Below are 22,713 nucleotides of genomic sequence, written 5' to 3' on the forward strand. Positions count from 1 at the left end.
GCCAGCCGGCGACCGTCCAGATCAGAACCCCGTGCAGCGCACCCCGTCGACCGTGCACCCCTGCGGACGGGTGGACGCCCGTTCCAGGTGGAACCGCAACGCCACCGAAGCGCCAGCCGGCACGTCCACCCCACTGACGTACGTGAAGTCGGCGCCGTCGGTCTGCCGCACCGTCCCCTGTGGCACGCCCTCCACCCAGGTGGTCACCAGTCGCCCACCCGAGAAATCCAGCCGCACCGTCCACCCCCGGTCCTCGCCGGTCGCGTTGGCGATCAGCACCTCGCCGATGAAACCGCCGTCGAAGCTCTGCACCACCCGGTACCGGCCACTCACCGCCGGCGGCCGATCCGGTGCCCGCGTCGTCGACCTCGGCCCGGCCGACGGGCTGACCGTCGGCGCTCGTGACCCGGCCGCGAGGCTCGGCGGCAGCCCGGTCGCGCGCGGCGACAGCCCGGGCAGCAACGGCCGCGCCGACGACGTCGGAGCCGGGCCGGTGGGCGGGACCGGCGTCTGCGGCAATGGCAGCGTCGGCGCCGACACGTCGTCCGGCGCCGGACTACGCCCCCGGTACGCGCCCAGGACCACGAAGAGCAGCACCACCATCACGACGACGCCGACGCACACCACTATCCAGGGCGACGACGTGATGGCGACCGGACCGTGGGACGGTCGCGGGGCGCGACGCATGCCGGACATGTACCTCCCTCAGCGGGCCGTCCGGGCAGCGTAGCGATCGGCGGCCAGGCCTGGAAACGCCGACAACACCCGCCCTGCCCCACCGAACCGGGCACCAGGTCAGCCGAGCTGGCAGTCGGCCCCGTTGACCGTGCACCGGACCGGCCGCTCCGCCGAGTCGTCCCAGCCGACCCGCAACCGCAGCGTCCGAGTGTCGCCCGGGTCCAGTGAACGGGTCCCCCGCAACACGAACTCGCCGTCCCCGCGCGCCGACACCGAGATCCCCGAGTCGTCGCTGACCCGCAGGACCCGCATGTCGTCGTCGAACGCCAACTCCACCCGCCAGTCCACCGACCGACTCGACCCGTTGGTGATCGACAGCACCGCCGCGGTCCCGTCCCAGCCATCCGTACCGACCTGGTACCGGGCAGTGACCGTGTCACCCGCCGGACCCAGCGGCACCGCCGGGGCGCTCGTCCGGCCGGGAGCAGGCGAGCTGGTGGTGACCCGCGGCGACGGCGTCCTGGTGCTGCGCGACGGCCGCGGCGACGCCGAGCGCCGCTCCGCACCAGGCGTCGGCCCCCCGCCGGACGACGCAGCGGCCGGCACCGTCGGCAGGAACACCGGCGGCGCCGCCACGGGCGCGCCCTCCCGCTCCCGGGTACGGAACGACAGCAGCGCGACCACCAGCAGCACCACCAGCACGCAGACGCCGAGCAGCACCACGATCCACGGCACCGAAGCCAGCACCCGGGTCGCAGTCCGCGCATCTCCCGCACTGTCCGGCCGCACCGCCACCAGGTCTCCCCTCGTCCCCCGCCGAGGCGCCAGCGTAGCCAGCACCGGCCAGACCGGAAATCGGGCGAGTAAGGATCGAACCGACCGGCCGGCCCGGACCGGAAAACGGCCGGCCCGCGCGGACGGTCCCGGTCGTCTCGGTCAGGCCGTCCGGATGACCGTGCAGATGGCCGGCCCCTCACCCGTGGTGCGCAGCAGGTATCGGTACCGCTCCCCCGGCACCGCGAGCCCCTGGCTGTCCAGGAACTCCCACTCCACCGCCACCATCGTCAGCAGCGCGGACACCGGCTGTACATCCCCGATCCGGGCATGCGCCGCAACCAACTCCCGGTCCTGGTAGTCGGGTGCCGCGCCCACGAAGGACAGCGCCACCCTCGCCGGTGAGGTGAACGAGAAGCTGTAGGTGTCGGCCACCACCAACCCGGGCAGGGCGTAACACCTGACGATGGCCGGCACGTCGCCGCAGGTCAACGCCACGCCGTACCGGTCGAAGAAGTCGGCCAGCGTGTCGAGGTCGGTGGAGGCGCTCACGGCGACACCAATTGCCGGTCACCGGGCTGGCCAAACCTCAACGCGGCGGAACCAGGACCTCGATCTCCGCACCCAGCCCGGCGCCGCCGGCCAGACCCAGGTCGTCCCCGCTCCAGAACCGCCCCGGGTCGTACCAGTTCGGACGCCGGCCGCCGGGCAGCAGCCCCATCGCCTCGTAGGTCACCGCCACCACCTCGGCGCAGTACGCCGTCTCCAGCGCCCGGTCCCGCGCCCCCGCCGACCCACCCGACGGCGTGACCGGCGCCGGCGGCGGTGCGAGCCGGCCGGGACGCGGCAGCGCCGGCACCCGACCCCGCACCCACCGCCAGGCCAGCTGGGCGGTGGACGGGAACGGCGTGCCGTCCAGCCGCGCGATCGTCCGCAGCACCGCCCGCTCCATCTCCCCGTCCGCCGGCGGGTCGAGCTGCCGCAGCCAGGCCCGCTGGCCGTACCGGTTGGCCCAGACACAGACCGCGTCCCGCAGGTCGTGCAGCTGCACTCCGCGCTGGTGGGTGCCCGACCACAGATCCGGCAACGATCTGCCCAGCTCCGCGTGCCACATCAGCGGCGGCATGTCGTCCAGCACCACCGCCATCCCGACGTGGTTGACCGGGCTGTTGGTGGTGAACTGGATCGCCCGGTCCGGCACGCTGCGGCCCCGGAACACCCACACGTCGCCGGTGCGGGTCAACTCGACCGCCTCATCCAGGCTGATGCTCATGAGGGTCTACCCTAGGCCGATGCGGCAACGGATGCGGTGGTGGAAGGTCCTCGGGCTGGCCGGCCTCGCCGGGGTCGCGGCCTCCGGCGTGGTCATCGCGCGGGCCGAACGGCGCCGGCGCGCGTACACCCCCGAGGAGATCCGGCAGCGACTGCTGGAGCGGCACGCCCAGGCCGGCGACGCCGCGAAGCCCGCCGACCCCGCCTGACCCTCCGCCCCCGACGCTCCCCCGTGGACGGTCGACGGGGCAGTTGGGTAGGCCCATGATCGCTACCATCGGGGCATGACGACGCCCGTCGCGCAGCGACCCTTCGTCCTGTCCACGCCCGCCGCGCCCGTCGAACGGCACGGCAACGTCGATCTGCACCTGCCCGCCGGTGCCGGTCCCGCGCCCGCCGTCGTCCTGGTGCACGGCGCCCCGCTGCCCCCGGGCGTGCCCGATCCCCGCGACTGGATGCTCTACCGCGGCTACGGCGCGCTGCTCGCCGAGCGCGGCCTGGTCGCCGCGCTGGTCAGCTACCAGGTGGCCGACCTGTCGGCGCTGCCCGCCACGGCGGACGACATCGCCGGGATGATCGAGCAGGTTCGCGCCGACCCCCGGGTCGACCCCGACCGGGTGGTGCTCTGGTTCTTCTCCGGCGGGGGCCTCTTCTCCGCCGACTGGCTGCGCATCGCGCCGCCGTGGCTGCGCGGGATCGCGCTGACCTACCCGCTGCTCATCCCGCTGCCCGGCTGGGAGATCGACGCGAGGTTCCTGCCCGTCGAGGCGCTCGGCTCCGGCGCGGGTGTCCCGCTGGTGCTGACCCGGGCGGGGCGGGACATACCTCCGGTCCTGGCGGGTATCGAGGCGTTCCTCGCGGCGGCAACCACACACGGCCGGCCGGTCCGGGTGATCGAGGTTCCCGACGGGCAGCACAGCTTCGACATCCTCGACCACACCCCGCAGTCCGAGGCGGCCGTCCTGGCCGCCCGCGACGCCGTCCTGGACCTGCTCGACGTGGGCTGACCCGCGCATTTAAGCGCGTCACGCGCGCTGAGCTGCCGGACCGCGCCGCGTGCACGGGTCCCGTTTTCGTCCAGCGCCCCACCCCACGTCATATGGCGCCCCGTTCACGCGGCGTCACACGCGCAGGCCACCGTCATACGCGCGCGGCACGCCGAGGCCACACCTTCCCGGAAAGTGCGCAGACCTAGGAGGCCGCCGCTCGGCGGGCGGGTGCGTGCTTTTGAGCGTGATGACTGTGAGGTATCAATATGACTCTCAGGTATCACGCTCAAACGTGCGGGTGTCCCCCGCCGTCGACCCGCCCGACTGCCGGTCTCCCAGCCGGGCTCACCGCCCGCGAGGGCCGGGGTGATGGGTGAGGTGAGGCCGCGGGCGTGACGCAGGCCGCGGGCCGCAGGCGTGACGGGTGACGGGTGCCAAGGGCGTGACGCGGGGCGCGGCACGCGGGCGTGACGTGGGAGGCAGCGTTTTCCCGGAGAGTGCCTGGCTCGACGCCCGGTTGACATGGGCGGCCACGTGGGTGTGGTGTCCGGTTCGGGATGCGAGCCCGATCGGGTGTGACGCGCTCGGGGTAGACCGCCGGTGGGTCCCGGTTGTGTGGCGGACAGGCCGGAATGGGTTGTCGGCCCGTGGCGGGCTGGGGTGTCGTCCCGTTTGGGGTGGGCCGTCCCGTGGTCGGGGCCACCCTCAGCGTGGAATCGGGGGCCGGCCCGGGTCGTTATACCTGGCATGCGACCATGGCCCCCTGGCCCGGTGCGCGGCAGCCGCCGGGAACACCCGACCGGCCGCCCCGGTTACATCCCCCTGTAGCCAGCCGCCAGCCGCCGGGAACACCCGACCGGCCGGCACGGTTACATCCCCGGAACCCCGAGCAGGTCCCCCCGGATCGCCGGACCGTTCCCCCCTTCTTGAACTTCCTTGACGCGGCACCCCCCTGCCGCGTGCACCCCCGATGCAGAGGAGCACGCCATCATGCGTACCGATCTGATTCGTAAGACCGCTCTGACCGCTGCTGGACTCGCCTTCACCGGCGGCGCGATCGCCGGCCCCGTCACCGCCGCCTACGCCGCATCCGATGCCAAGCCCGCCAGCCAGACCCAGTCCGATCGGAAGTCGTCGGGTGAGCGTCAGTTGGGTGTGCGCTACGAGGCGCAGCCGAACTTCTACTACTGCGGCCCCGCCGCCGCCCGCAACGCCCTGTCCGTGCAGGGTAAGGACATCAGCGTTGACGCCATGGCCAAGGAAATGGGCACCACCGAGGCCGGCACCAACTCCATCAACGACATCACCCCGGTGCTGAACAAGGAAACCGGTAAGAACGACGCCTACCGCAGCGTCGAGATCAGCACCCCCGCCGCTGACGGCAAGCAGACCGACAAGCTGCGCGCCGACGTCGTGAAGACCGTCGATGACGGTCGGGCTGTGGTGGCGAACATCGCCGGCACCAGCGTCGACGTCGACGGCACCAGCCACTCCTTCGAGGGTGGGCACTACATCAGCGTCGTCGGCTACCGCGACAACGGCAACATCGTCAAGATCGCCGACTCCGCCGACCCGAACCAGGCCTCCTACGAGGTCACCGTCGAGCACCTCGCCGACTGGATCGCCACCCGCGGCTACGCCACCAGCTGACACCCAGCAACCAACAACGAAGGGCCGGACCCCTACCGGGGTCCGGCCCTTCGTCGTCGTTCGGGTCAGGGTCTTCTGCCGGCGCGGACCGGGTCGGCGTCCGGCATCGGCTCGGCCGCCGCGAACCGACGGGCCCGTCGGCGGAGCCACCAGCTACTGGCGAAACGGCGAGCACCCCAAGAACCAGCCCAGCCCAGCCGCCGGCCGCGTGGCCAGCAGGAACCGGCCCAGCGGTGCGGATCCAGCTCGCGTGGCCTGAGGCACGCTCGGCAGGGCGTCCTAGGAGGCTAGGGGTAAGGCCAGTGCCGAAGGGGTCGGCGCTGGGTTGCATATCTAGCAAGACGGACGTACGGTTTTGTTGAGAGCGGAATCGGCGGTAAGTGTCACCTAACCTCGGCGGCACCCCGGCCGGTGCGACACACTGCTCAGGACTACTCACGGTCGCTGGTGTGAAGGAGTACGACGTGGCGAGCCTCGACACCTTCGGTGCGAAGACCCAGCTACGCGTCGGAGACGCGAGCTACGAGATTTTCCGGATTGACAAGGTGGACGGCCACGACCGGCTGCCGTACAGCCTGAAGATCCTGCTGGAAAACCTGCTGCGGACCGAGGACGGCGCGAACATCACCGCCGACCACATCCGCCAGCTCGGCGGGTGGGATTCCACCGCGGCCCCGAGCGTGGAGATCCAGTTCACCCCCGCGCGGGTGCTGATGCAGGACTTCACCGGCGTGCCCTGCGTGGTCGACCTGGCCACCATGCGCGAGGCGGTGCGCGACCTGGGCGGTGACGCCACCAAGGTCAACCCCCTCGCCCCGGCCGAGCTGGTCATCGACCACTCGGTGATCGCCGACCTGTTCGGCCGCGCGGACGCCTTCGAGCGCAACGTCGAGCTGGAGTACGAGCGCAACAAGGAGCGCTACCAGTTCCTGCGCTGGGGCCAGACCGCGTTCAACGAGTTCAAGGTCGTCCCGCCGGGCACCGGCATCGTGCACCAGGTCAACATCGAGTACCTGGCCCGCACGATCATGGAGCGCAACGGCCAGGCGTACCCGGACACCGTGGTCGGCACCGACTCGCACACCACGATGGTCAACGGCCTGGGCGTGCTGGGCTGGGGCGTCGGCGGCATTGAGGCCGAGGCCGCCATGCTCGGGCAGCCGGTCAGCATGCTGATCCCCCGCGTGGTGGGCTTCAAGCTGCACGGCGAGATGCCGGCCGGCACCACTGCCACCGACCTGGTGCTCACCATCACCGAGATGCTGCGCAAGCACGGCGTGGTCGGCAAGTTCGTCGAGTTCTACGGCCCCGGTGTGAGCGCCGTGCCGCTGGCCAACCGCGCCACCATCGGCAACATGTCCCCCGAGTACGGCTCCACCGTGGCGATCTTCCCGATCGACGCCGAGACGGTCCGCTACCTGGAGCTGACCGGCCGGGACGCCGCGCAGGTCGCGCTCGTCGAGGCGTACGCCAAGGAGCAGGGCCTCTGGCACGACCCGGAGGCCGAGCCGGAGTACTCCGAGCGCCTGGAGCTCGACCTGAGCACCATCGAGCCGTCCCTGGCCGGCCCGAAGCGCCCGCAGGACCGGGTGCCGCTGGGCTCCGCCAAGACGCTGTTCCGCTCGGCGCTGACCGACTACGTCGCCGACGACTCCGCCGGCGAGCGCGACCTCAAGCCGGGCGTGGCCCGCGAGCAGCTGCCGATCGGCGCCAACGGTCCCGCCGACGAGGCCAGCGCCGAGTCCTTCCCGGCCAGCGACCCGCCGGCCAACGAGTTCAGCGACCCGGCCGACGAGCCGCGCGACCTGGAGACGGCGGCGGTCGGCTCCGGCGGGCGGGCCACCGACCCGGTCCGGGTCACCGGCGCCGACGGCGTCGAGTACGAGCTGGACCACGGTGCCGTGGTGATCGCCGCGATCACCTCCTGCACCAACACCTCCAACCCGCAGGTGATGATCGGCGCCGCGCTGCTGGCTCGCAACGCGGTGGAGAAGGGCCTGACCCGCAAGCCGTGGGTCAAGACCACGCTGGCGCCCGGCTCCAAGGTCGTCATGGACTACTACGAGCGGGCCGGTCTCACCCCGTACCTGGACAAGCTCGGCTTCAACCTGGTCGGCTACGGCTGCACCACCTGCATCGGCAACTCCGGCCCGCTGCCGGAGGAGGTGTCCGCCGCGGTCAACGAGAAGGACCTCGCCGTCGTCTCGGTGCTGTCCGGCAACCGGAACTTCGAGGGCCGGATCAACCCGGACGTCAAGATGAACTACCTGGCGTCCCCGCCGCTGGTGGTCGCGTACGCGCTCGCCGGCACGATGGACATCGACCTCGCCAACGAGCCGATCGGCGAGGACACCGAGGGCAACCCGGTCTTCCTGCGCGAGATCTGGCCGAACAGCGCCGAGATCCAGGACGTCATCGCCCAGGCGATCGGCGCCACCGGGTTCAGCGCCGCGTACGCCGACGTCTTCGCCGGCGACGAGCGGTGGCAGTCGCTGCCCACCCCGACCGGCGACACCTTCGCCTGGGAGAACGACTCCACCTACGTGCGTAAGCCCCCGTACTTCGAGGGCATGCAGCGCGAGCCGCAGCAGGTCGTCGACATCTCCGGCGCGCGGGTGCTGGCCAAGCTGGGTGACTCGGTGACCACCGACCACATCTCGCCGGCCGGCTCGATCAAGGCCGACTCCCCGGCCGGGCAGTACCTCGCCGAGCACGGCGTGCCGCGCCACGAGTTCAACTCGTACGGCTCCCGCCGGGGCAACCACGAGGTGATGATCCGGGGCACCTTCGCCAACATCCGGCTGCGCAACCAGTTGGTGCCCGGGGTGGAGGGCGGCTTCACCGTCAACCACCTCACCAGCGAGCAGACCTCGATCTACGACGCCTCGGTGGCCTACCAGGAGGCCGGCATCCCGCTGGTCGTGCTGGCCGGCAAGGAGTACGGCTCGGGTTCGTCGCGGGACTGGGCGGCCAAGGGCACCATGCTGCTGGGCGTCCGGGCGGTCATCGCCGAGTCCTACGAGCGGATCCACCGCTCCAACCTGATCGGCATGGGCGTGCTGCCGCTGCAGTTCCCGCTGGACACCACCGCCGAGTCGCTCGGCCTCACCGGCACCGAGACGTTCACCATCACCGGGGTGACCGCGCTCAACGACGGCGAGGTCCCGCGCACGGTGACGGTGACCACGGACACCGGCGTCGAGTTCGACGCGGTGGTCCGGATCGACACCCCGGGCGAGGCGGACTACTACCGGCACGGCGGCATCCTGCAGTACGTGCTGCGCCGCATGATCGCCAACTGACGTACCGACGTCACCAGGGCCCCTGACCGCCGCGAGCGGGCAGGGGCCCTGCCGCGTTCCGAGCCCGCGCGGCGCGGCGGGCTATGGTGCGATCTCGACGGCCCGGCTCAGCAGGGCTCGGCGCTCGGCGGCGGAGCCCACCGCCGCCGCGGCCCGCCGGAACAGGGTGGCGGCGTGCAGCCGGTCGCCCTGCCGAGCCACCAGGTCGGCCTCCACGGCGACGGCCAGCGGGTGGTCGTCCAGGCCACCCCCGGCACGGGCCGCGTCGAGCACCGTCAACCCGACAGCCGGGCCGTACGCGTAGCCGTGCGCCACCGCGCGGTTCAGCGCGACCACCGGCGAGGGCCGGATCCCGGCTAGCGCGTCGTAGGCCCGCGCGATCGCCGGCCAGTCGGTGGCCTCGGCGGAACCGGCGGTGGCGTGGCAGGCGGCGATCCGCGCCTGCCACGCGTACGGCCCGTCGTGGCGTACCCGGGCCAGCGCGCCGAGCCCTTCGGCGATCGCGGTGTGGTCCCACCGGCGGCGGTCCTGCCGATCGAGGGTGAGCAGGTTGCCGGCGGCGTCGCGGCGGGCGTCCCGGCGGGAGTGCTGGAGCAGGAACAGCGCCAGCAGCGCGGCCACCTCGGACTGCTCCGGCATCAGCCGGTCGAGCAGCCGGGCCAGCCGGATCGCCTCGTCGGCGAAGGCCGGCTCGCCGTCGGCTTCGTAACCCCGGGTGAAGAGCAGGTACAGCACGGCGAGCACGCCGGGCAGCCGCTCGGCCAGCGCCGGCCCGTCCGGCACCCGGTACGGGATGCCGGCCTGCGCGATGCGGGTCCGGGCCCGGGTCAGCCGTCGGGTCATCGTCGACTCGCTGACCAGGAGGAGTCGGGCGATGGCGGCGGTCGGCACGCCGCAGACCGTGCGCAGCGTCAACGCCACTCGGGCCTCGATCGCGAGCGCCGGATGGCAGCAGGTGAAGATCAGTTTCAGCCGGTCGTCCACCACGTCCCCGCCCACGCTCGGCTCGGGCTGCCCATCGGCCGGCGTGAGCACCGCCAGGTCGTGCAGCTTGCGGCGCTCGACGGCGGCCCGACGCAGCACGTCGACCGCCCGGTTGCGGGCCACCGTCATCAGCCAGCCGCCCGGGTTGGCCGGCACGCCGTCGCCGGGCCAGCGCTCCAGGGCGACGGTCAGCGCCTCCTGGGCGCAGTCCTCGGCCAGCGCCCAGTCCCCGGTCACCCGGATCAGAGTCGCGACGATCCGGGGGTACGCCTCGGCGCTGGCGGCCGCGACGGCGTCCGCCGCCGCGACCACCCCCGTGCCGGTCGCCCGGCCGGCGCTCACGTGCCGCTCACCGGTCGGCGCTTCCGATCCGGTCACCGGCCGTCGCTTCCGATCCCTTCACCTGGCTAGGCGGAGAGGTCGATGAGCGGGCGCAGTTCCAGCCGGCCGTGGCGGGCCATCGGGTGGGTGCGCGCCACCTCGATCGCCTCGTCCAGGTCGGCACAGTCGAGCAGGTCGAAGCCCACGATCACCTCCGTGGTCTCGGCGAACGGTCCCTCGGAGACGAGCAGTTCACCGCCGCGCACCCGGACCGTGGTGGCCGCGGTGGTCGGCGCCAGTTCGTTGCCTTGGAGGCGGCGACCACGGGCATCGTTCTCGGCTACCCACGCGTGGATGTCCGGTACGTCGGTCGGGTCGGTGTCCGGCTCGGTGTCGGTGCAGACGAACATCATGTACTTCATCTGGGCGCTCCCTGGGTGTGTCCGGGTATCGCCAGCATGACGAACGGCCGCGGCCGTTCCGGACACCGGGTGCCGGGAAATCTCGCCGGCCGTCGGTCAGTTCGCGCCGGCGGCGCGGCGGCGGGCCTCCCGGGTCTTCATGGCGTGCTCCATGAGCGTCACGAGCACCTCCTTGCTGGACTCGCGCTGGCGGGCGTCGCAGAGCAGCACCGGCACCCCCGGGTCCAGGTTCAGCGCGGCCTGGACCTCGTCGAGCCGGTACTGCCGGGCCCCCGCGAAGCAGTTCACCGCGACCACGAACGGGGTGCCCCGGCCCTCGAAGTAGTCGATCGACGGGAAGCAGTCGGCCAGCCGACGGGTGTCGGCCAGCACCACGGCGCCGATGGCACCCAGCGCCAGCTCGTCCCAGACGAACCAGAACCGGTCCTGCCCGGGCGTGCCGAACAGGTAGAGCACCAGATCGTCACTGATGGTGATCCGGCCGAAGTCCATCGCCACGGTGGTGGTGGTCTTGCCCTCCACCCCGGACAGGTCGTCGATGCCGACCCCGGACTCGGTCAGCACCTCCTCGGTGCGCAACGGTCGGGTCTCGCTCACCGCGCCGACCATGGTCGTCTTGCCCACACCGAAGCCACCGGCGACCAAGATCTTGATCGCTGTGGGCAGTGGGGGCGCTCCCGCCGGCCGGTCAGAGTGCCCGTAGTCCATTGATTACCGCCTCGAAGATGCTGTTGTCGGGAAGACCGGCCGTGGTCTGCGGCTCGCGGACCTGCACCAGGCTGCGAGCCGCCAGGTCACCGAGGAGCACCCGGATGGTGCCCACCGGCAGGTCGAGATGGGCGGCGATCTCGGCGACGGACTGAATGCGCTGACACAGTCCGACGATCGCCAGGTGCTCCGGACCGAGACCGACCTCCGGTGTGACGTCGGCTCGGGTCGCGGTGACCAGGGAGATGAGGTCGAACGTGCCGGTGATCGGGCGCGCCCGTCCACGCGTCACCGCGTACGGGCGCACCACCGGGCCCGCATGGTCATCCACCCACTGATGGTCCGCGGATTCTCCCTGCACCGTCATGGCCGCTACTTCTCGCCGGCCGGCTGATCGACGCGGGATGGTGAGGCCACGTACTTGCCGACCCGGGTGACCAGCATCGCCATCTCGTAGGCGATCAGGCCGACGTCGGCGTCCTCACCGGCCAGGACCGCCAGGCAGGCGTTGCGGCCGGCCGCGGTGACGAACAGGAAGGACGACTGCATCTCGATGATGGTCTGCTGCACCTGCCCGCCGCCGAAGCGCTTGCCGGCACCCCGGGCGAGGCTCTGGATGCCGGCCGCCATCGCCGCGAGGTGCTCGCCGTCGTCCCGGCTCAGCCCCTGCGAGGAGGCCATCAACAACCCGTCGGTCGAGAGTGCGACCGCATGCTCGGCCTGCTTCACCCGGCCCACCAGATCATCCAGCAACCACGTCAGGTCGGCACTCGAAGCCGTCTTCTGGCCCACTCGTCGTCCTCTTCTCCCCCGGCTGTTGTCGCCGTGCTCGTCTGGGGCTGACCGTCACACCGCGCGGAAACCCGCATCATCGGCGCCGGTCAGGTAGCTTGCGGTTCCTCGTCGGTCGGCTCGGGCGTCGCCGCTGGCGGCGCGCCGGCCGTGCCGCCGAGCAGTCGCGCCGCGTCGGTCCGACCGCGCTGGGTGCCGCTCTGGTAGGAGCTCATCATCCGGCGCACCTGCTCGGGCGGACGCGCCACTTCCTCGTCGTCGGCGGTCTCCGTCGCCGCCGGGTCGTCGCGCAACTCGGGCACGATGTTCGCCTGCCGGATCCGGACCGGCAGGCCCGAGTCGGTCCGGTCCGTCTCGGCCCGGACCGGTGCCGGTCCCCCGTCGCCGTCCGCGTCCACCGGCCCCGCACGGTCGAGCGCGGGCAGGCCGGTGGGCATCGTCGGGCCCTCCAGGGCGGGCTGGCCCAGGTCGCGGCGTGCCCGGCTGGGCAGCTCCGGCGTTGCGGTCGCGGGCGTCGTCCGCTGTCGGGTGGGCAGGGAGGCCACCTCGGTACCGTCGGCCTGCACCGTTGGGGTGCTGGTGTCGGCCGCCCCCGGGGCGGCCGGGGTCACCGGCTCCGGTACGTCCGGCGTCGCTGGCGCGGCGGCCAACGCGATGGGCGCGACGAGGGCCGGGCGGCCGGTACCCGCGGGGCCGGCGGTCGGGGCGGAGGGCAGCGGGATGGCCGGCGACCCGGTCTGGAACGAGCCGGAGTCCTCCGGGCTCACGCCGTTCTCGGTGACCAGGTCCACCGGGATCAGCACGACCGCGGTGGTGCCGCCGTACGCCGACTCCTTGAGCCGTACCCGCACGCCGTGTCGCTCGGTCAGCCGGCTCACCACGTAGAGCCCGAGGCGGGCGGCGTTGGCGAGGTTCAGCTCGGACTGGTCGACGATCCGGTGGTTCGCCGCGGCCAGGTCCTCCTCGCTCATGCCGAGACCCCGGTCCTCGATCTCGATGGCGAACCCGTTGGCCACCAGCTGGCCGCGAACCTCCACTGTGGTGTGCGGTGGGGAGAACGACAGGCCGTTCTCGATCAGCTCGGCGAGCAGGTGGATGATGTCGCCGACCGCGCGGCCGGCGAGCGAGACCGGCCCGAGCGGCAGCACGTTGACCCGGGTGTAGTCCTCCACCTCGGCCACCGCGCCGCGCACCACGTCGACCATCGGCACGTTGCGCCGCCAGGCCCGGCCCGGGGTGGAGCCGGAGAGCACGATCAGGTTCTCCGCGTTGCGCCGCATCCGGGTGGCCAGGTGGTCGACCCGGAACAGGTCCTCCAGCTCCTCGGCGTCGTGTTCGCGCCGCTCCATCGCGTCCAGCAGGGTGAGCTGGCGGTGCACCAGCGCCTGGGTGCGTCGGGCCAGGCTGAGGAAGACCTCGCGGACGTTGCGACGCAGGTCGGCCTGCTCGACGGCGGTACGCAGAGCGGTCTCCTGGACCGCGTTGAACGCCTTGCCGACCTGGCCGATCTCGTCGGTGCCGAACTCCAGCGGAGGCGCCTCGGTGGCCACGTCGACCTCCTCGCCACGGCCGATTCGCTCCACCACCCGGGGCAGCCGCTCGTCGGCGAGCTGCCAGGCGGCCTGGCGCAGCCGGTCCAGCTGGCGCAGCAGGGTCCGGGCCGTGGTGATCGAGACGACGACGGAGGCGATGACGGCGAGCAGGCCCAGGCCGGTGGCGAGCACCAGCCGGACGACGACCATCACGGCGACGCCGGTTGCCCGGCCCACGATGCCCTCACCGCCGGCGACCACCGCTTCGTTCACCTCGGCCAGCGCCGGCTCGACGGTGCCGCGCCACTGCTCGGCGCTGATCGGCAACTGGGTCGCGGGGCGTCCCTCGCGGATGATGCTGTCCTGCACCGCGCGCAGCCGGGTGAACGCCTCCCCGTCGACGAGCTGCTGGTAGCGGCGCTGGTCGGCGTCGCCGAGCCGGGCTCGGGTCTCCTCGCCGAGGAAGCGCTCGGCGCCGACCAGGGCGACATACCGGGCGTACTCCGGCCCGCTCATCCGGCCGTTACCGAACAGGCCGCTGAGCAGAGCGTCCTCCTGGGAGATCAGCTCCTTCGTCCGGTTGAGCTGGATCAGGGCGGCGGCTTCGCCAGCGATCGTCTTGTCGTCCAGGCTGCCGGTCACGTCGTAGATCTTGAAGATCGACTCGATCGCGTCGGTGTAGGCGGCGGCGGCGGCGATCCGGTCGATCTTGCGGCCCAGCACCTCGGCGCGGGTCTGCTCAAGCGCGTCGATCCGGGCGATCGACGTGGCGAGCTGGGCGTCGAGCGCCGAGCTGCCGGCCACGTCGACCTGCCAGTTGCGGGCCGAGGCGGCGAAGTCTCCCGCCAGCTGCGCGGTCTTGCGCTGCTCGGCCTCCAGCGCCGCCCGCTGTTCGGCGTCGGGGTTGCTCAGGTACGCCTGGGTCAGCCGCCGCTCCAACTGGAGCTCCTGGAGCAGCGGTTCACTCGGCGCATAGACCTTGCTGTTGAGCAACTGGACACCGAGCAGGTTGAAGCCGTCACGCAGGGTCACCCACGCCGCGAACATCCAGAGCGCGACAAGGGAGAGGAGCAGGGCGACGACCTTGGTGCGGATACTCGTACCGCGAGAACGCATTGAACCGTCCCAGGCAGGGCGTTGACTCAGCTCATCAACGGGTGATCATGGAGGGCGATGTCCCACCGCAGCGGGGCATACGGGGCTGAGGCTCTGCGTACGCTAGCAGTGTCCACACAACCCCTCAAGTTGTTGTTTTTGTTGCCCGGTAACCACAATCCACCACCGAATGACCGAGACCCGTGGCGCGGATGGCGGCCAGCCGGCAGGCGGCCAACACCGCCGAGCGGACGATGGCGGTAGGACAGTAGAGCTCCTTGCCGTACCACAGTGGAGGATGCTCCCGGGTGGCCGGTTCGTGCAGGTAGGAGTGCCCACGGGCCAGCGCGTCGTCGACCCGCGGCACCGCCGTCGGTGCCGCCAGCAGGACCTGCAGGGCGTACGCCGTCTCCTCGGCGGTGCCGACCCACCGCCCCCACGAGCCGTCGGCGCGCTGGGTGTCCAGCACCCAGCGGGCCGCTCGGTCCACCGCCTCGGCCGCCGCCGCGCCCCGGCCGAACTCCACCAGCGCCTGCACGCAGCAGGCGGTGGCGTAGTACGGCGAGGCGTGCCATCGGTCCTGCCAGCCGCCATCGGCGCGCTGGTGCCCGGGCAGCACGACACTGAGCCGGTCGACCGCTCTCCGGTACCGCGCGTCGGCGTCCGGGTGCCCGGCCAGGTGCTGGCCGAAGGCGTCCAGCACGTGCGCGTTGGTGGTGACCGAGAAGCCGTCCTCACCCGGCCAGGTGCAGAAGCCGTCCGCCGTCTCGTACGCCCACAGGCTGGCCGGATCGGCCGGGCGGCCGAGCCGGGCCAGCGCGTCCAGCGCCACCGAGGTGGTGTCGGCGTCGGTCGGCAGGCCGTCGCCGGTGGCGATGCCCTCGGCGCCGGCGGCCCCGGTCAGGCTCTCCAGCACGGCGGCCGGCGGGTTGACCGCGACACCGGCGCGACACAGTCCACTGAGCACCCAGGCCCGCTCGAACACGGTGATCGGGGCCGGGCAGGGCACCGGGCCGCCACCGTCGCGGATCAGCTCCCGCAGGAAGGCGTGCGCGGCGGGGCCGGCGTCCGGGCCGGCCGTGGTCAGCCAGGCCGCGGTCGCGGCGGGTGACGCGCCCACGGCGGTGAGGCTGGGCCCGGCGTCGGTCGGCGTCGCGTCCAGCACCTCGTAGAAGTGGGCCAGTTTCGGCGGCAGCGGCGCACCGGCGGCCACCGCCGTCCGCACCGCGAGCAGTCGGTCCGGGCCCAGCCCGGCGGGCAGCCCCAGCGGTGGGCGGGGCAGCCGATCCGCGGTCGCCCGGTCCAGCCCGGCCAGCCGCTCGTTGATCGAGTCGACCAGCGCCGGGACGATGAGGTCCAGCGCCGGGGTGTCCGGCAGGACCCGGGCGTCGCTAGCGAGCAGGGTGCGGGTGAGCGCGCCCAGCCCACGCGCGACCGGGGCGAGCAGGTCCGTTCCGGCCCGGCCGTCGGCCAGCGCGGCGAGCAGCGCGTCGGTGGCGCTCAGGGTGGGCACCAGGGCGTACCCCTCGGGTGGGCCCCACGCGCCGTCCGGGCGCTGGCCGCGCAGCAGGAACCCGATCCGCTGGTGGTGCCCCGCCAGCCAGGGGGCGTCGGCGACCAGCCGACCGGTCTCGTACACCGAGGAGGCGACCTGCCCCCAGGGCCGCAGCGCCAGGCCGGCGATCAGCTCGCGGGCGGCGTCCGTGGCCGGGTCTGCCGCCGGATCGCCGCCGGTGGCCCGGTCGTCCAGCACGCGGTACGCGCCGTCACTCATCGCGCACCCCCCAGAAGTCCGACACCTGGTAGAAGCCGCCGGTGAAGGAGATCTGCCGGTGCAGGTAGTCCGCCTGGCGCGGGCAACGCTCGCCGAGGGTGGCCAGTTCCGCCCGGGACCGGGCGGTCAGCTCGGCCAGCCGCGTGTGCACCTGCGCCGGGTCGGCGACCAGCAGCAGCGCGTTCAGGTCACCCCACTCGGCGTCCCGGCCGTGCGTGGCCAGGTCGTTGACCAGCCGCAGCACCTGCTGCACGCCGCGCCCGACGGCCAGCAGGTCGGTCAGCTGGGCGAGGGTCTCGTCGTCGCCGGTGGCGATCCAGTGGGTGACGTTGACGAAGGAGCAGGCGAGGTTGTCGGCATTGTCCAGGTAACCGTCCAGGTCCGGCAGGCGCTGCCCGGTGGCCGGGTCGGTCGGCAGCTTCTTCCAGTCCCACTCGCGGGCCACGGCGGCGAGCATCCGGGCCAGTTCGTCGCGCCAGACCGGGCGCAGCCGGGCGAAGGCCGGCACGGCGGCAAGCTCGTCGCGCAGGTCGGCCAGCAGCCGCGCCAGGTGCCGCCCCGGTGGTGGCGTGCCGCCGTCGGCCACCGCCAGGCAGTCGGTCACCACCGCCCGGACGTCGTCCGCGGACTTGGCGAGGTAGTCGACCTGCCAGTCGGCGGCGAAGACCCAGAGCAGGGTACGGGTGGTGATCCGCAGCTCGGCGGCGGTGTGCCAGGGCGCGGTGAAGGCGATCGCGGTGGCCACCGAGCTGAGCAGCGCCGGGTCGAACGGCCCGGCCTCGAACAGCTCGGGGTGGGCGGCGGTGACGTCCTGCAGGTCGCGTACGCCCCGCACGGCGAGGGCGCTCACCCTGCCCTGCTCGGCGACGGCGTCCAGGTCGGCCCGCACCGGCCGCGGCGCCCCCGTCACGATACGACCGGGCGCTCGACCGGGGTCAGGATCAGCTCGGCTCGCTGCTTGGGTTGCAGGGAGGCGCCCATCCGGGGCGTCAGGTCGACCGGGTGGCGCAGCCGGAAGCGGTAGCGGCTCAGCACGGTGCTGACGATGAGCTGCGCCTCCAGCAGGAACAGGTACTGCCCGAGGCACTGGTGCGGGCCGCCGCCGAACGGGAAGTAGGAGTAGCGGTAGGGCCGCCGGGGCCGCTCCGGGTCGAACCGCTCCGGGTCGAAGAGCTCCGGGTCGTCCCAGAACGTCGACATCCGCTGGGTGACGTACGGGCTGACCAGCACGGTCCCACCGGCCTTGATCCGCACCCCGCCCAGCACGTCGTCGCCGACCGCGGTCCGCGGGATCATCCAACCGGCCGGGTAGAGCCGCAACATCTCGTCGAGCACCATCCGGCCGTAGCGCAGCTCGGGCAGGTGCTCGCGGCGGACCTGGTCGCCGCCGACCACCCGCTCGATCTCGTCGGTCATCAGTTCGGCCACGTCGGGCCGGGACGACAGCACCGGCCAGAGCCAGGAGAGCAGGGCGATGGTGGTCTCGGTGGCGGTGGAGAACATCGCCACCACGTCGCCGCGGATCGCGTACTCGTCGGGGACCCGACCATCCGCCCGGGGCCTGCAGAGGGTCGAGATGATGTCGTCGCCGTCGGTGGGCCGGGCCCGGGCTTCCCGGATGATCGGCAGCACCACCTCGTCAATGGTCCGCACCGCCTCGCGGAACGGCCGGTCGCCGGGCATCGGCACCGCGTACGGCACGAAGGGCACCAGCAGGCGCGGGAGCATCGCGGTGGTGACGGTGTCCAGTGCGGCGCTGATGCGCAGCGCGTCCGGCACCGAGATCCGGTCGGCGAAGAGCACCCGCATGGTGGTGCGCAGCACGATCCGGGTCAGCTCGGCGCCGCCGTCGATCGGGCGCCCGTCCCGGGCCGGCTCCAGCCACTCGTCGACCGCCTCGTTGATCGCCTCGGCCATCTTGTCGACGAGCGTCTCGGCGCGCTTGGCGGTGAACAGCGGTTGCAGCGCGCCCCGGCTGGACTCCCAGACCTCGCCCTCGGCGACCAGGATGGCGTCGCCGACGATCCGGCGGACCGGCCGCCAGAGCAGGCCGTCCCCGTCGCGGGTGTAGTTGGCAACGTTGTCCCGCAGCACCCTCTGCAGGTGCTCCGGGTGACTGACCAGGTAGGGGCGAAACGAGCCGAGGTTCAGTCGGACGACTTCGCCGCCAGCGGCGTCCGCGAAGCCGACCAGCGCGCCGAGCGGGTCGCGGACCATCGCGGGCAGGACGCGGCGGAGCGGGATCGTCCGGGGTTCGGTGCTGACGGGGGCGGGGCCGGCATCGGACACCTGGGACATCGAAACCACGTCTCCTCGTCGTACCGCCGGCCGCAGCGGTCCACTTCGGCCGGTCGGGACTGTGGAACTTTCACCTTCTGGGCGACGGAAGCATCTCACCAAAAGCGGGGCACCTCCAGACCTGCGGCCAGTGAGATTCCACCGCCACGCCAGACCTCCGTCGATGGCACAGCCCTCTGTTAGTCCTGAGTGGATAGTCAGGACAGGCTCCGGCGCAGGTCGGGACGTGACCCACCCTGGCGGCCTGGTCGCGCCGGTCCGGTCGCCCCGCACCGCCGGGCGACCAGGACACCGGGACGGCCGCACGACGTCGCACCGGCCGTGTCCGCGCCGGTGAGCGGGGACGCACCGGTACCCCCGAATCCGGGCGATGCCGGGCACCCTGTGCCAGGCTCTGTGGCATGGACGACAAGACCATCCTGAACCGGATCTCCGAGCTGGTCGACGAGGAACACAAGCTGCGCGCGGCGGCCCAGGCCCACGAGTCGGGCACCGAGGGCGAGGCCAGCGAGCGGCTGCGCAACCTGGAAGAGTCCCTCGACCAGTGCTGGGACCTGCTGCGCCGCCGCCGGGCCGCCCGGCAGACCCACGGCGACCCGGATTCCCAGGGAGAACGCCCCAAGCCCGAGGTGGAGCGCTACCTGCAGTGACCCGCGCGGGCGGGTCGGACGGCCGACCCGGCCGTCCGACCCATCCCGGTCAGCGGACGCCCGCCTCGCGCAGCAGCTCCCCGGTCAGCACGCCGGGATCGGCCTGCTCAGCGGGCAGCCCACGGGCCACGAACCAGGCGCCCACCACCCGCACGTCGCGGGCCAGGAACTCGGGCCCCTGCGGGTTCGCCACCACGTCGACCACCTGCGGCAGGTCGATCACGACCAGCCGGCCCCGGTGCACGAGCAGGTTGTACGGCGACAGGTCGCCGTGCGCGTAGCCGGCCCGGGCCAGCACCCGCAGCGCCTCCACCAGTTGGGCCCAGAGGTCGCGCAGCTCGGCCGGGCCGGGTCGCAGCTGAGCCAGCCGGGGCGCGGCCTGCCCCGACTCGGCGTCGCCGACGAACTCCAGCATCAGCTCGGTGCCGCGTAGCTGCACCGGGTACGGCACGGCGATCCGGTCGTGCCCGGCGCCGATCTCCCAGAGCCGGGCCAGCGCGGCGAACTCGGCCGCCGCCCACTGCCCGGCGATCATCTGTCGGCCGAACGCCGTCCGGCCGGCCATCGCCCGGTTCTCCCGGGAACGGCGCACCCGGCGGCCCTCCAGGTAGCCGGCATCCCGGTGGAACAGCCGGTGCTCGGCGTCCCGGTACCGCTTGACCGCCAGCAGGCAGGAACGGTCGGTATCGGGCACCGCCCGGCGGACCAGGTGTACGTCCGCTTCCTTGCCGGTCTTCAGCACACCCAACTCGGTGTCCTTGGCGGCCAACTCGGTGATCAGCCAGTCCGGGTACGGCTGCGGACCGTGCACGGCGTCGTCCCAGGACGACCAGCGCTCGCCGGTGTCCGGGTCAGGTTCGCCGTCCGGGTCGGCGGGCGGCTCGGCTGGCCGCCCGCGCTTCAGAAACTGCGGTTCGTCGTCGTCAAAGCGGCTCTTGCCGCGGCTCCGGCGCTCCAGCGCCGGAAGGTCATGATCGCGCACTGTGGTGAGGTTCCCTTGGTCGAGGCTGATGAAGGCAGCTGGAAGCGACCTGCGAAGACGGCCATGACCGACCCCCTCTCCTCGACCGGGCGCACGCCCGGGTGCACGATGCGCCGACAATGCTCGCTGCCGCCCCGGCAGGCGGTCAACCGAATTATTCGAGCGCCGCCCTGCCGGCCGGCGCGGTCCCGAGCGGCGGCAGAACGCGCGGCCGGCGACCCGTCAGCCGGCGAGCACGGTGGCCACCGCGGCGATCAGCCCGTCCACGGTGCGGCTCGGCGCGAACCTGACGTCCGTCCAGGTACGCCCCCGGTGCAGCCAGACGCTGGGCAGCCCGACCGCGGCGGCACCGCCGATGTCCGCCTCCGGACTGTCACCGACCACCCAGGCGCCGCGAAGCGGCATCCGGACCCGCTGCGCGGCGAGCGCGAAGATCCGCGGGTTGGGCTTGCTGACCCCGGCCTCCTCGGAGATCACCCAGTCGGCGACGTAGCGGTCCAGGCCGGTCTGGCGGATCTTGGCGTCCTCCACCCGTACCGTGCCGTTGCAGACCACCACCGGCACCCAGCCGGCGTCGTCGGCGATCCGCAGCGCGCAGGCGGTCAGCGGATCGAGCCGGGTCTGCGCCACCACCCCGTCGTGCAGCTCCTCCACCAGGTCGATCGAGGGGATGCGCAGCTCGTAGCGGTCCCGGATGGCGTCGGCCAGATCCCAGCGATCGGTCAGCCCGTCGGCGTCGATCGAGATCAGCCAGTCGATGTCGGTGGAGGGCGCGCCGACGCCGTCCAGGAAGCGCTGACCCCAGCGGCGGAACGGCCCGGCCCGATCCAGCAGGGTGTTGTCCAGATCCAGCAGGAGCAGTGGCACTCGGGCACCCTACGGGACCCACGTGTCCGCCAACAGATCCGGCCGGTATCGACCTGACGACGGGCTCAACCGGGCAGCGACACCCGCGGGCCGCCCTGGTGCGGCAGCCGATCGGCGAGCATCGAATGAGCCGCCCGGGTGGCCGCGAGCTCGGCCGGGTCCAGGGTCGCCACCAGTACCGAGGTGCCCTCGTCGGCACCCCGGGCCAGCACCCGTCCCTGCGGGTCGTAGATCGCCGCGCCGCCGTTGAACCGCCACGGGTCGGCGCCCCCGACCGCGTTGGCGAAGACCACGAACATGGTGTTGTCCAGGGCACGAGCGGCGTAGTACAGGTCCCGGCGGTGCGCGGAGCCGGCCAGGTAGCCGCTGGGGCACAGGTAACCGTGTGCGCCATCGAGGGCGGCGGCGCGGGCGTGCTCGGGGAAGCAGCCGTCGTAGCAGATGCCCAGGCCGAGCCGCCAGTCGTCGACGAGCAGCGTGGCACCCCGCCCGCCGGGGCTGAACAGCTCGCGCTCGTCGCCCCACAGCTGCTGCTTGTCGTACCCGACGCGGACCGCGCCGGCACGGTCGACCACCAGCGCGGCGATGGTCCGCCGGCCGTCCGGGTGCCGGGCCGCGGCGCCGACCAGCACGGTGACGCCGGCCTCGCGCGCCGCGGCGCGCAGCGGGTCGAGCCGGGGGTCGGCGACCATTCCGGCCGGGTCGACCGCGACGTCGGTGCCGGCCGGGTCGGCGGCGAGGGCCGGCGGGTGGTACGCGCAGAGGTACAGCTCGGGCAGGACGGCCACCCGGGCGCCCTGCCCACCGGCCCGGCGGACCAGGTCGGCGGCGGCGATCGCGTTGCCGGCGACGTCTCCGGGCGTCGGCGTTGCCTGGACGGTGGCCACGGTCAGCGGGGCGGCGGGCACGGTGCGGGGCGGGGTCACCGGGCGATGGTAGCGGTGACCCGCACCGGCCGGCATACCAAGCCGTACGTACGGTTTGCATCACCGGGGGTGACCTGCAACGATCGACGCGTGCCCAGAGTAAGCCAGGATCAGCTCGACGCGCGCCGGCAGGAGATCCTCGCCGCCGCGCGCGCGTGTTTCGCCCGGCACGGTTACGAGGGGGCAACCGTACGCCGCCTCGAGGAGGCCACCGGGCTCTCCCGGGGCGCCATCTTCCACCACTTCCGGGACAAGGACTCGCTCTTCCTCGCCGTCGCCGAGGACGACGCGGCGGCCATGGTGGAGACGGTGGCCCGCAACGGTCTGGTGCAGGTGATGCGCGACCTGCTGGCCGGCGCGGTCTCCCCGGACACCACCGGCTGGCTCGGCAGCCAGTTGGAGGTCTCCCGCCGGCTGCGCACCGACCCGGCGTTCGCCAAGCGTTGGGCGGAGCGGTCCGCCGCGATCGCCGAGGCAACCCGGGACCGGCTGGCCCGCCAGCGCGACGCCGGGGTGCTGCGCGAGGACGTACCGATCGACGTGCTGGCCCAGTTCCTGGAGCTGGCCTACGACGGCCTGGTGCTGCACCTGGCGATGGGCCGGCCGGCCGGCGACCTGGGGCCCGTGCTTGACCTGGTCGAGGAGGCGGTCCGCCGCCGCTGAGCGGTCCCGCCGCAACACCGGGGCGCCGACCGTG

The 22,713-nt window shown here is 72.9% G+C and carries 22 protein-coding genes; 6 read left to right on the forward strand and 16 right to left on the reverse strand.

The genetic code is table 11. From position 1 onward, the window contains the following. Positions 1–21 precede the first annotated feature (21 nt). From OG470_RS33790 to OG470_RS33805, 4 genes are all read right to left on the reverse strand, one after another. Complete coding sequence (locus OG470_RS33790) at positions 22–696, reverse strand: cellulose binding domain-containing protein (protein WP_328418707.1); 675 nt, start codon at positions 694–696, stop codon at positions 22–24. A 99-nt stretch (positions 697–795) separates the two neighbouring features. Continuing rightward, positions 796–1,473, reverse strand: a complete 678-nt coding sequence (locus OG470_RS33795; RefSeq protein WP_328418708.1) for a cellulose binding domain-containing protein — start codon at positions 1,471–1,473, stop codon at positions 796–798. A gap of 141 nt (positions 1,474–1,614) precedes the next feature. Beyond that, positions 1,615–2,004, reverse strand: coding sequence for a hypothetical protein (locus OG470_RS33800; protein ID WP_328418709.1), 390 nt, complete (start codon positions 2,002–2,004; stop codon positions 1,615–1,617). Positions 2,005–2,041: 37 nt separating this feature from the next. Beyond that, entirely contained in the window at positions 2,042–2,725 is a 684-nt protein-coding gene (locus OG470_RS33805; RefSeq protein ID WP_328418710.1) for a hypothetical protein, read from the reverse strand. A gap of 19 nt (positions 2,726–2,744) precedes the next feature. On the opposite strand from OG470_RS33805, the gene OG470_RS33810 reads away from it, so the two are divergent. From OG470_RS33810 to OG470_RS33825, 4 genes are all read left to right on the forward strand, one after another. Further along, a complete protein-coding gene (locus tag OG470_RS33810) occupies positions 2,745–2,933 on the forward strand; it encodes a hypothetical protein (RefSeq protein ID WP_328426863.1) in 189 nt (62 codons plus the stop codon). Positions 2,934–3,008: 75 nt separating this feature from the next. Beyond that, entirely contained in the window at positions 3,009–3,731 is a 723-nt protein-coding gene (locus tag OG470_RS33815) for a dienelactone hydrolase family protein (RefSeq protein ID WP_328418711.1), read from the forward strand. 972 nt (positions 3,732–4,703) lie between these two features. Then, a complete protein-coding gene (locus OG470_RS33820; protein WP_328418712.1) occupies positions 4,704–5,363 on the forward strand; it encodes a C39 family peptidase in 660 nt (219 codons plus the stop codon). 449 nt (positions 5,364–5,812) lie between these two features. Then, entirely contained in the window at positions 5,813–8,665 is a 2,853-nt protein-coding gene (locus OG470_RS33825) for an aconitate hydratase (RefSeq protein ID WP_328418713.1), read from the forward strand. Between the two features lie 81 nt (positions 8,666–8,746). On the opposite strand, the gene OG470_RS33830 is transcribed toward OG470_RS33825, so the two are convergent. The 9 genes from OG470_RS33830 to OG470_RS33870 all read right to left on the reverse strand — a co-directional run bounded on the left by OG470_RS33830 (position 8,747) and on the right by OG470_RS33870 (position 18,537). Next, a complete protein-coding gene (locus tag OG470_RS33830) occupies positions 8,747–9,961 on the reverse strand; it encodes an RNA polymerase sigma factor (protein WP_328426755.1) in 1,215 nt (404 codons plus the stop codon). 95 nt (positions 9,962–10,056) lie between these two features. Further along, on the reverse strand, positions 10,057–10,392 hold the full coding sequence (locus tag OG470_RS33835) for a YciI family protein (protein WP_328418714.1): 336 nt from the start codon (positions 10,390–10,392) through the stop codon (positions 10,057–10,059). 96 nt (positions 10,393–10,488) lie between these two features. After that, positions 10,489–11,100, reverse strand: coding sequence for a GTP-binding protein (locus OG470_RS33840; RefSeq protein ID WP_328418715.1), 612 nt, complete (start codon positions 11,098–11,100; stop codon positions 10,489–10,491). Next, positions 11,081–11,467, reverse strand: coding sequence for a DUF742 domain-containing protein (locus OG470_RS33845; protein ID WP_328418716.1), 387 nt, complete (start codon positions 11,465–11,467; stop codon positions 11,081–11,083). Before OG470_RS33845 ends, OG470_RS33840 begins: the two co-directional genes overlap by 20 nt. 5 nt (positions 11,468–11,472) lie before the next feature. Continuing rightward, a complete protein-coding gene (locus tag OG470_RS33850) occupies positions 11,473–11,892 on the reverse strand; it encodes a roadblock/LC7 domain-containing protein (protein ID WP_328418717.1) in 420 nt (139 codons plus the stop codon). An 89-nt stretch (positions 11,893–11,981) separates the two neighbouring features. After that, positions 11,982–14,540, reverse strand: coding sequence for a sensor histidine kinase (locus tag OG470_RS33855; protein ID WP_328418718.1), 2,559 nt, complete (start codon positions 14,538–14,540; stop codon positions 11,982–11,984). Positions 14,541–14,664: 124 nt separating this feature from the next. Beyond that, the gene (locus OG470_RS33860) at positions 14,665–16,293 is read right to left on the reverse strand and encodes a prenyltransferase/squalene oxidase repeat-containing protein (RefSeq protein ID WP_328418719.1); all 1,629 of its coding nucleotides are present in this window, start codon (positions 16,291–16,293) and stop codon (positions 14,665–14,667) included. Next, complete coding sequence (locus tag OG470_RS33865; protein ID WP_328418720.1) at positions 16,286–17,203, reverse strand: terpene synthase family protein; 918 nt, start codon at positions 17,201–17,203, stop codon at positions 16,286–16,288. Before OG470_RS33865 ends, OG470_RS33860 begins: the two co-directional genes overlap by 8 nt. Next, positions 17,200–18,537 (reverse strand): cytochrome P450, encoded by a 1,338-nt coding sequence (locus OG470_RS33870; RefSeq protein ID WP_328426757.1) that lies wholly within the window; start codon positions 18,535–18,537, stop codon positions 17,200–17,202. Before OG470_RS33870 ends, OG470_RS33865 begins: the two co-directional genes overlap by 4 nt. A 455-nt stretch (positions 18,538–18,992) precedes the next feature. On the opposite strand from OG470_RS33870, the gene OG470_RS33875 reads away from it, so the two are divergent. After that, positions 18,993–19,241, forward strand: coding sequence for a DUF2630 family protein (locus OG470_RS33875; protein ID WP_328418721.1), 249 nt, complete (start codon positions 18,993–18,995; stop codon positions 19,239–19,241). A 49-nt stretch (positions 19,242–19,290) separates the two neighbouring features. On the opposite strand, the gene OG470_RS33880 is transcribed toward OG470_RS33875, so the two are convergent. The 3 genes from OG470_RS33880 to OG470_RS33890 all read right to left on the reverse strand — a co-directional run bounded on the left by OG470_RS33880 (position 19,291) and on the right by OG470_RS33890 (position 22,016). Beyond that, positions 19,291–20,223 (reverse strand): serine protein kinase RIO, encoded by a 933-nt coding sequence (locus OG470_RS33880; RefSeq protein WP_328418722.1) that lies wholly within the window; start codon positions 20,221–20,223, stop codon positions 19,291–19,293. Positions 20,224–20,445: 222 nt separating this feature from the next. Beyond that, the gene (locus OG470_RS33885) at positions 20,446–21,090 is read right to left on the reverse strand and encodes an HAD family hydrolase (RefSeq protein WP_328418723.1); all 645 of its coding nucleotides are present in this window, start codon (positions 21,088–21,090) and stop codon (positions 20,446–20,448) included. A gap of 65 nt (positions 21,091–21,155) precedes the next feature. Beyond that, entirely contained in the window at positions 21,156–22,016 is an 861-nt protein-coding gene (locus OG470_RS33890) for a carbon-nitrogen hydrolase family protein (protein WP_328418724.1), read from the reverse strand. A gap of 90 nt (positions 22,017–22,106) precedes the next feature. On the opposite strand from OG470_RS33890, the gene OG470_RS33895 reads away from it, so the two are divergent. Beyond that, positions 22,107–22,679 carry a TetR/AcrR family transcriptional regulator gene (locus tag OG470_RS33895; protein WP_328418725.1) on the forward strand — a complete coding sequence of 191 codons (573 nt, stop codon included), beginning with the start codon at positions 22,107–22,109 and terminating at the stop codon, positions 22,677–22,679. The last annotated feature ends 34 nt before the right edge of the window (positions 22,680–22,713 follow it).

The organism is Micromonospora sp. NBC_00389 (assembly GCF_036059255.1).
In the GTDB taxonomy this organism is placed as follows: domain Bacteria; phylum Actinomycetota; class Actinomycetes; order Mycobacteriales; family Micromonosporaceae; genus Micromonospora.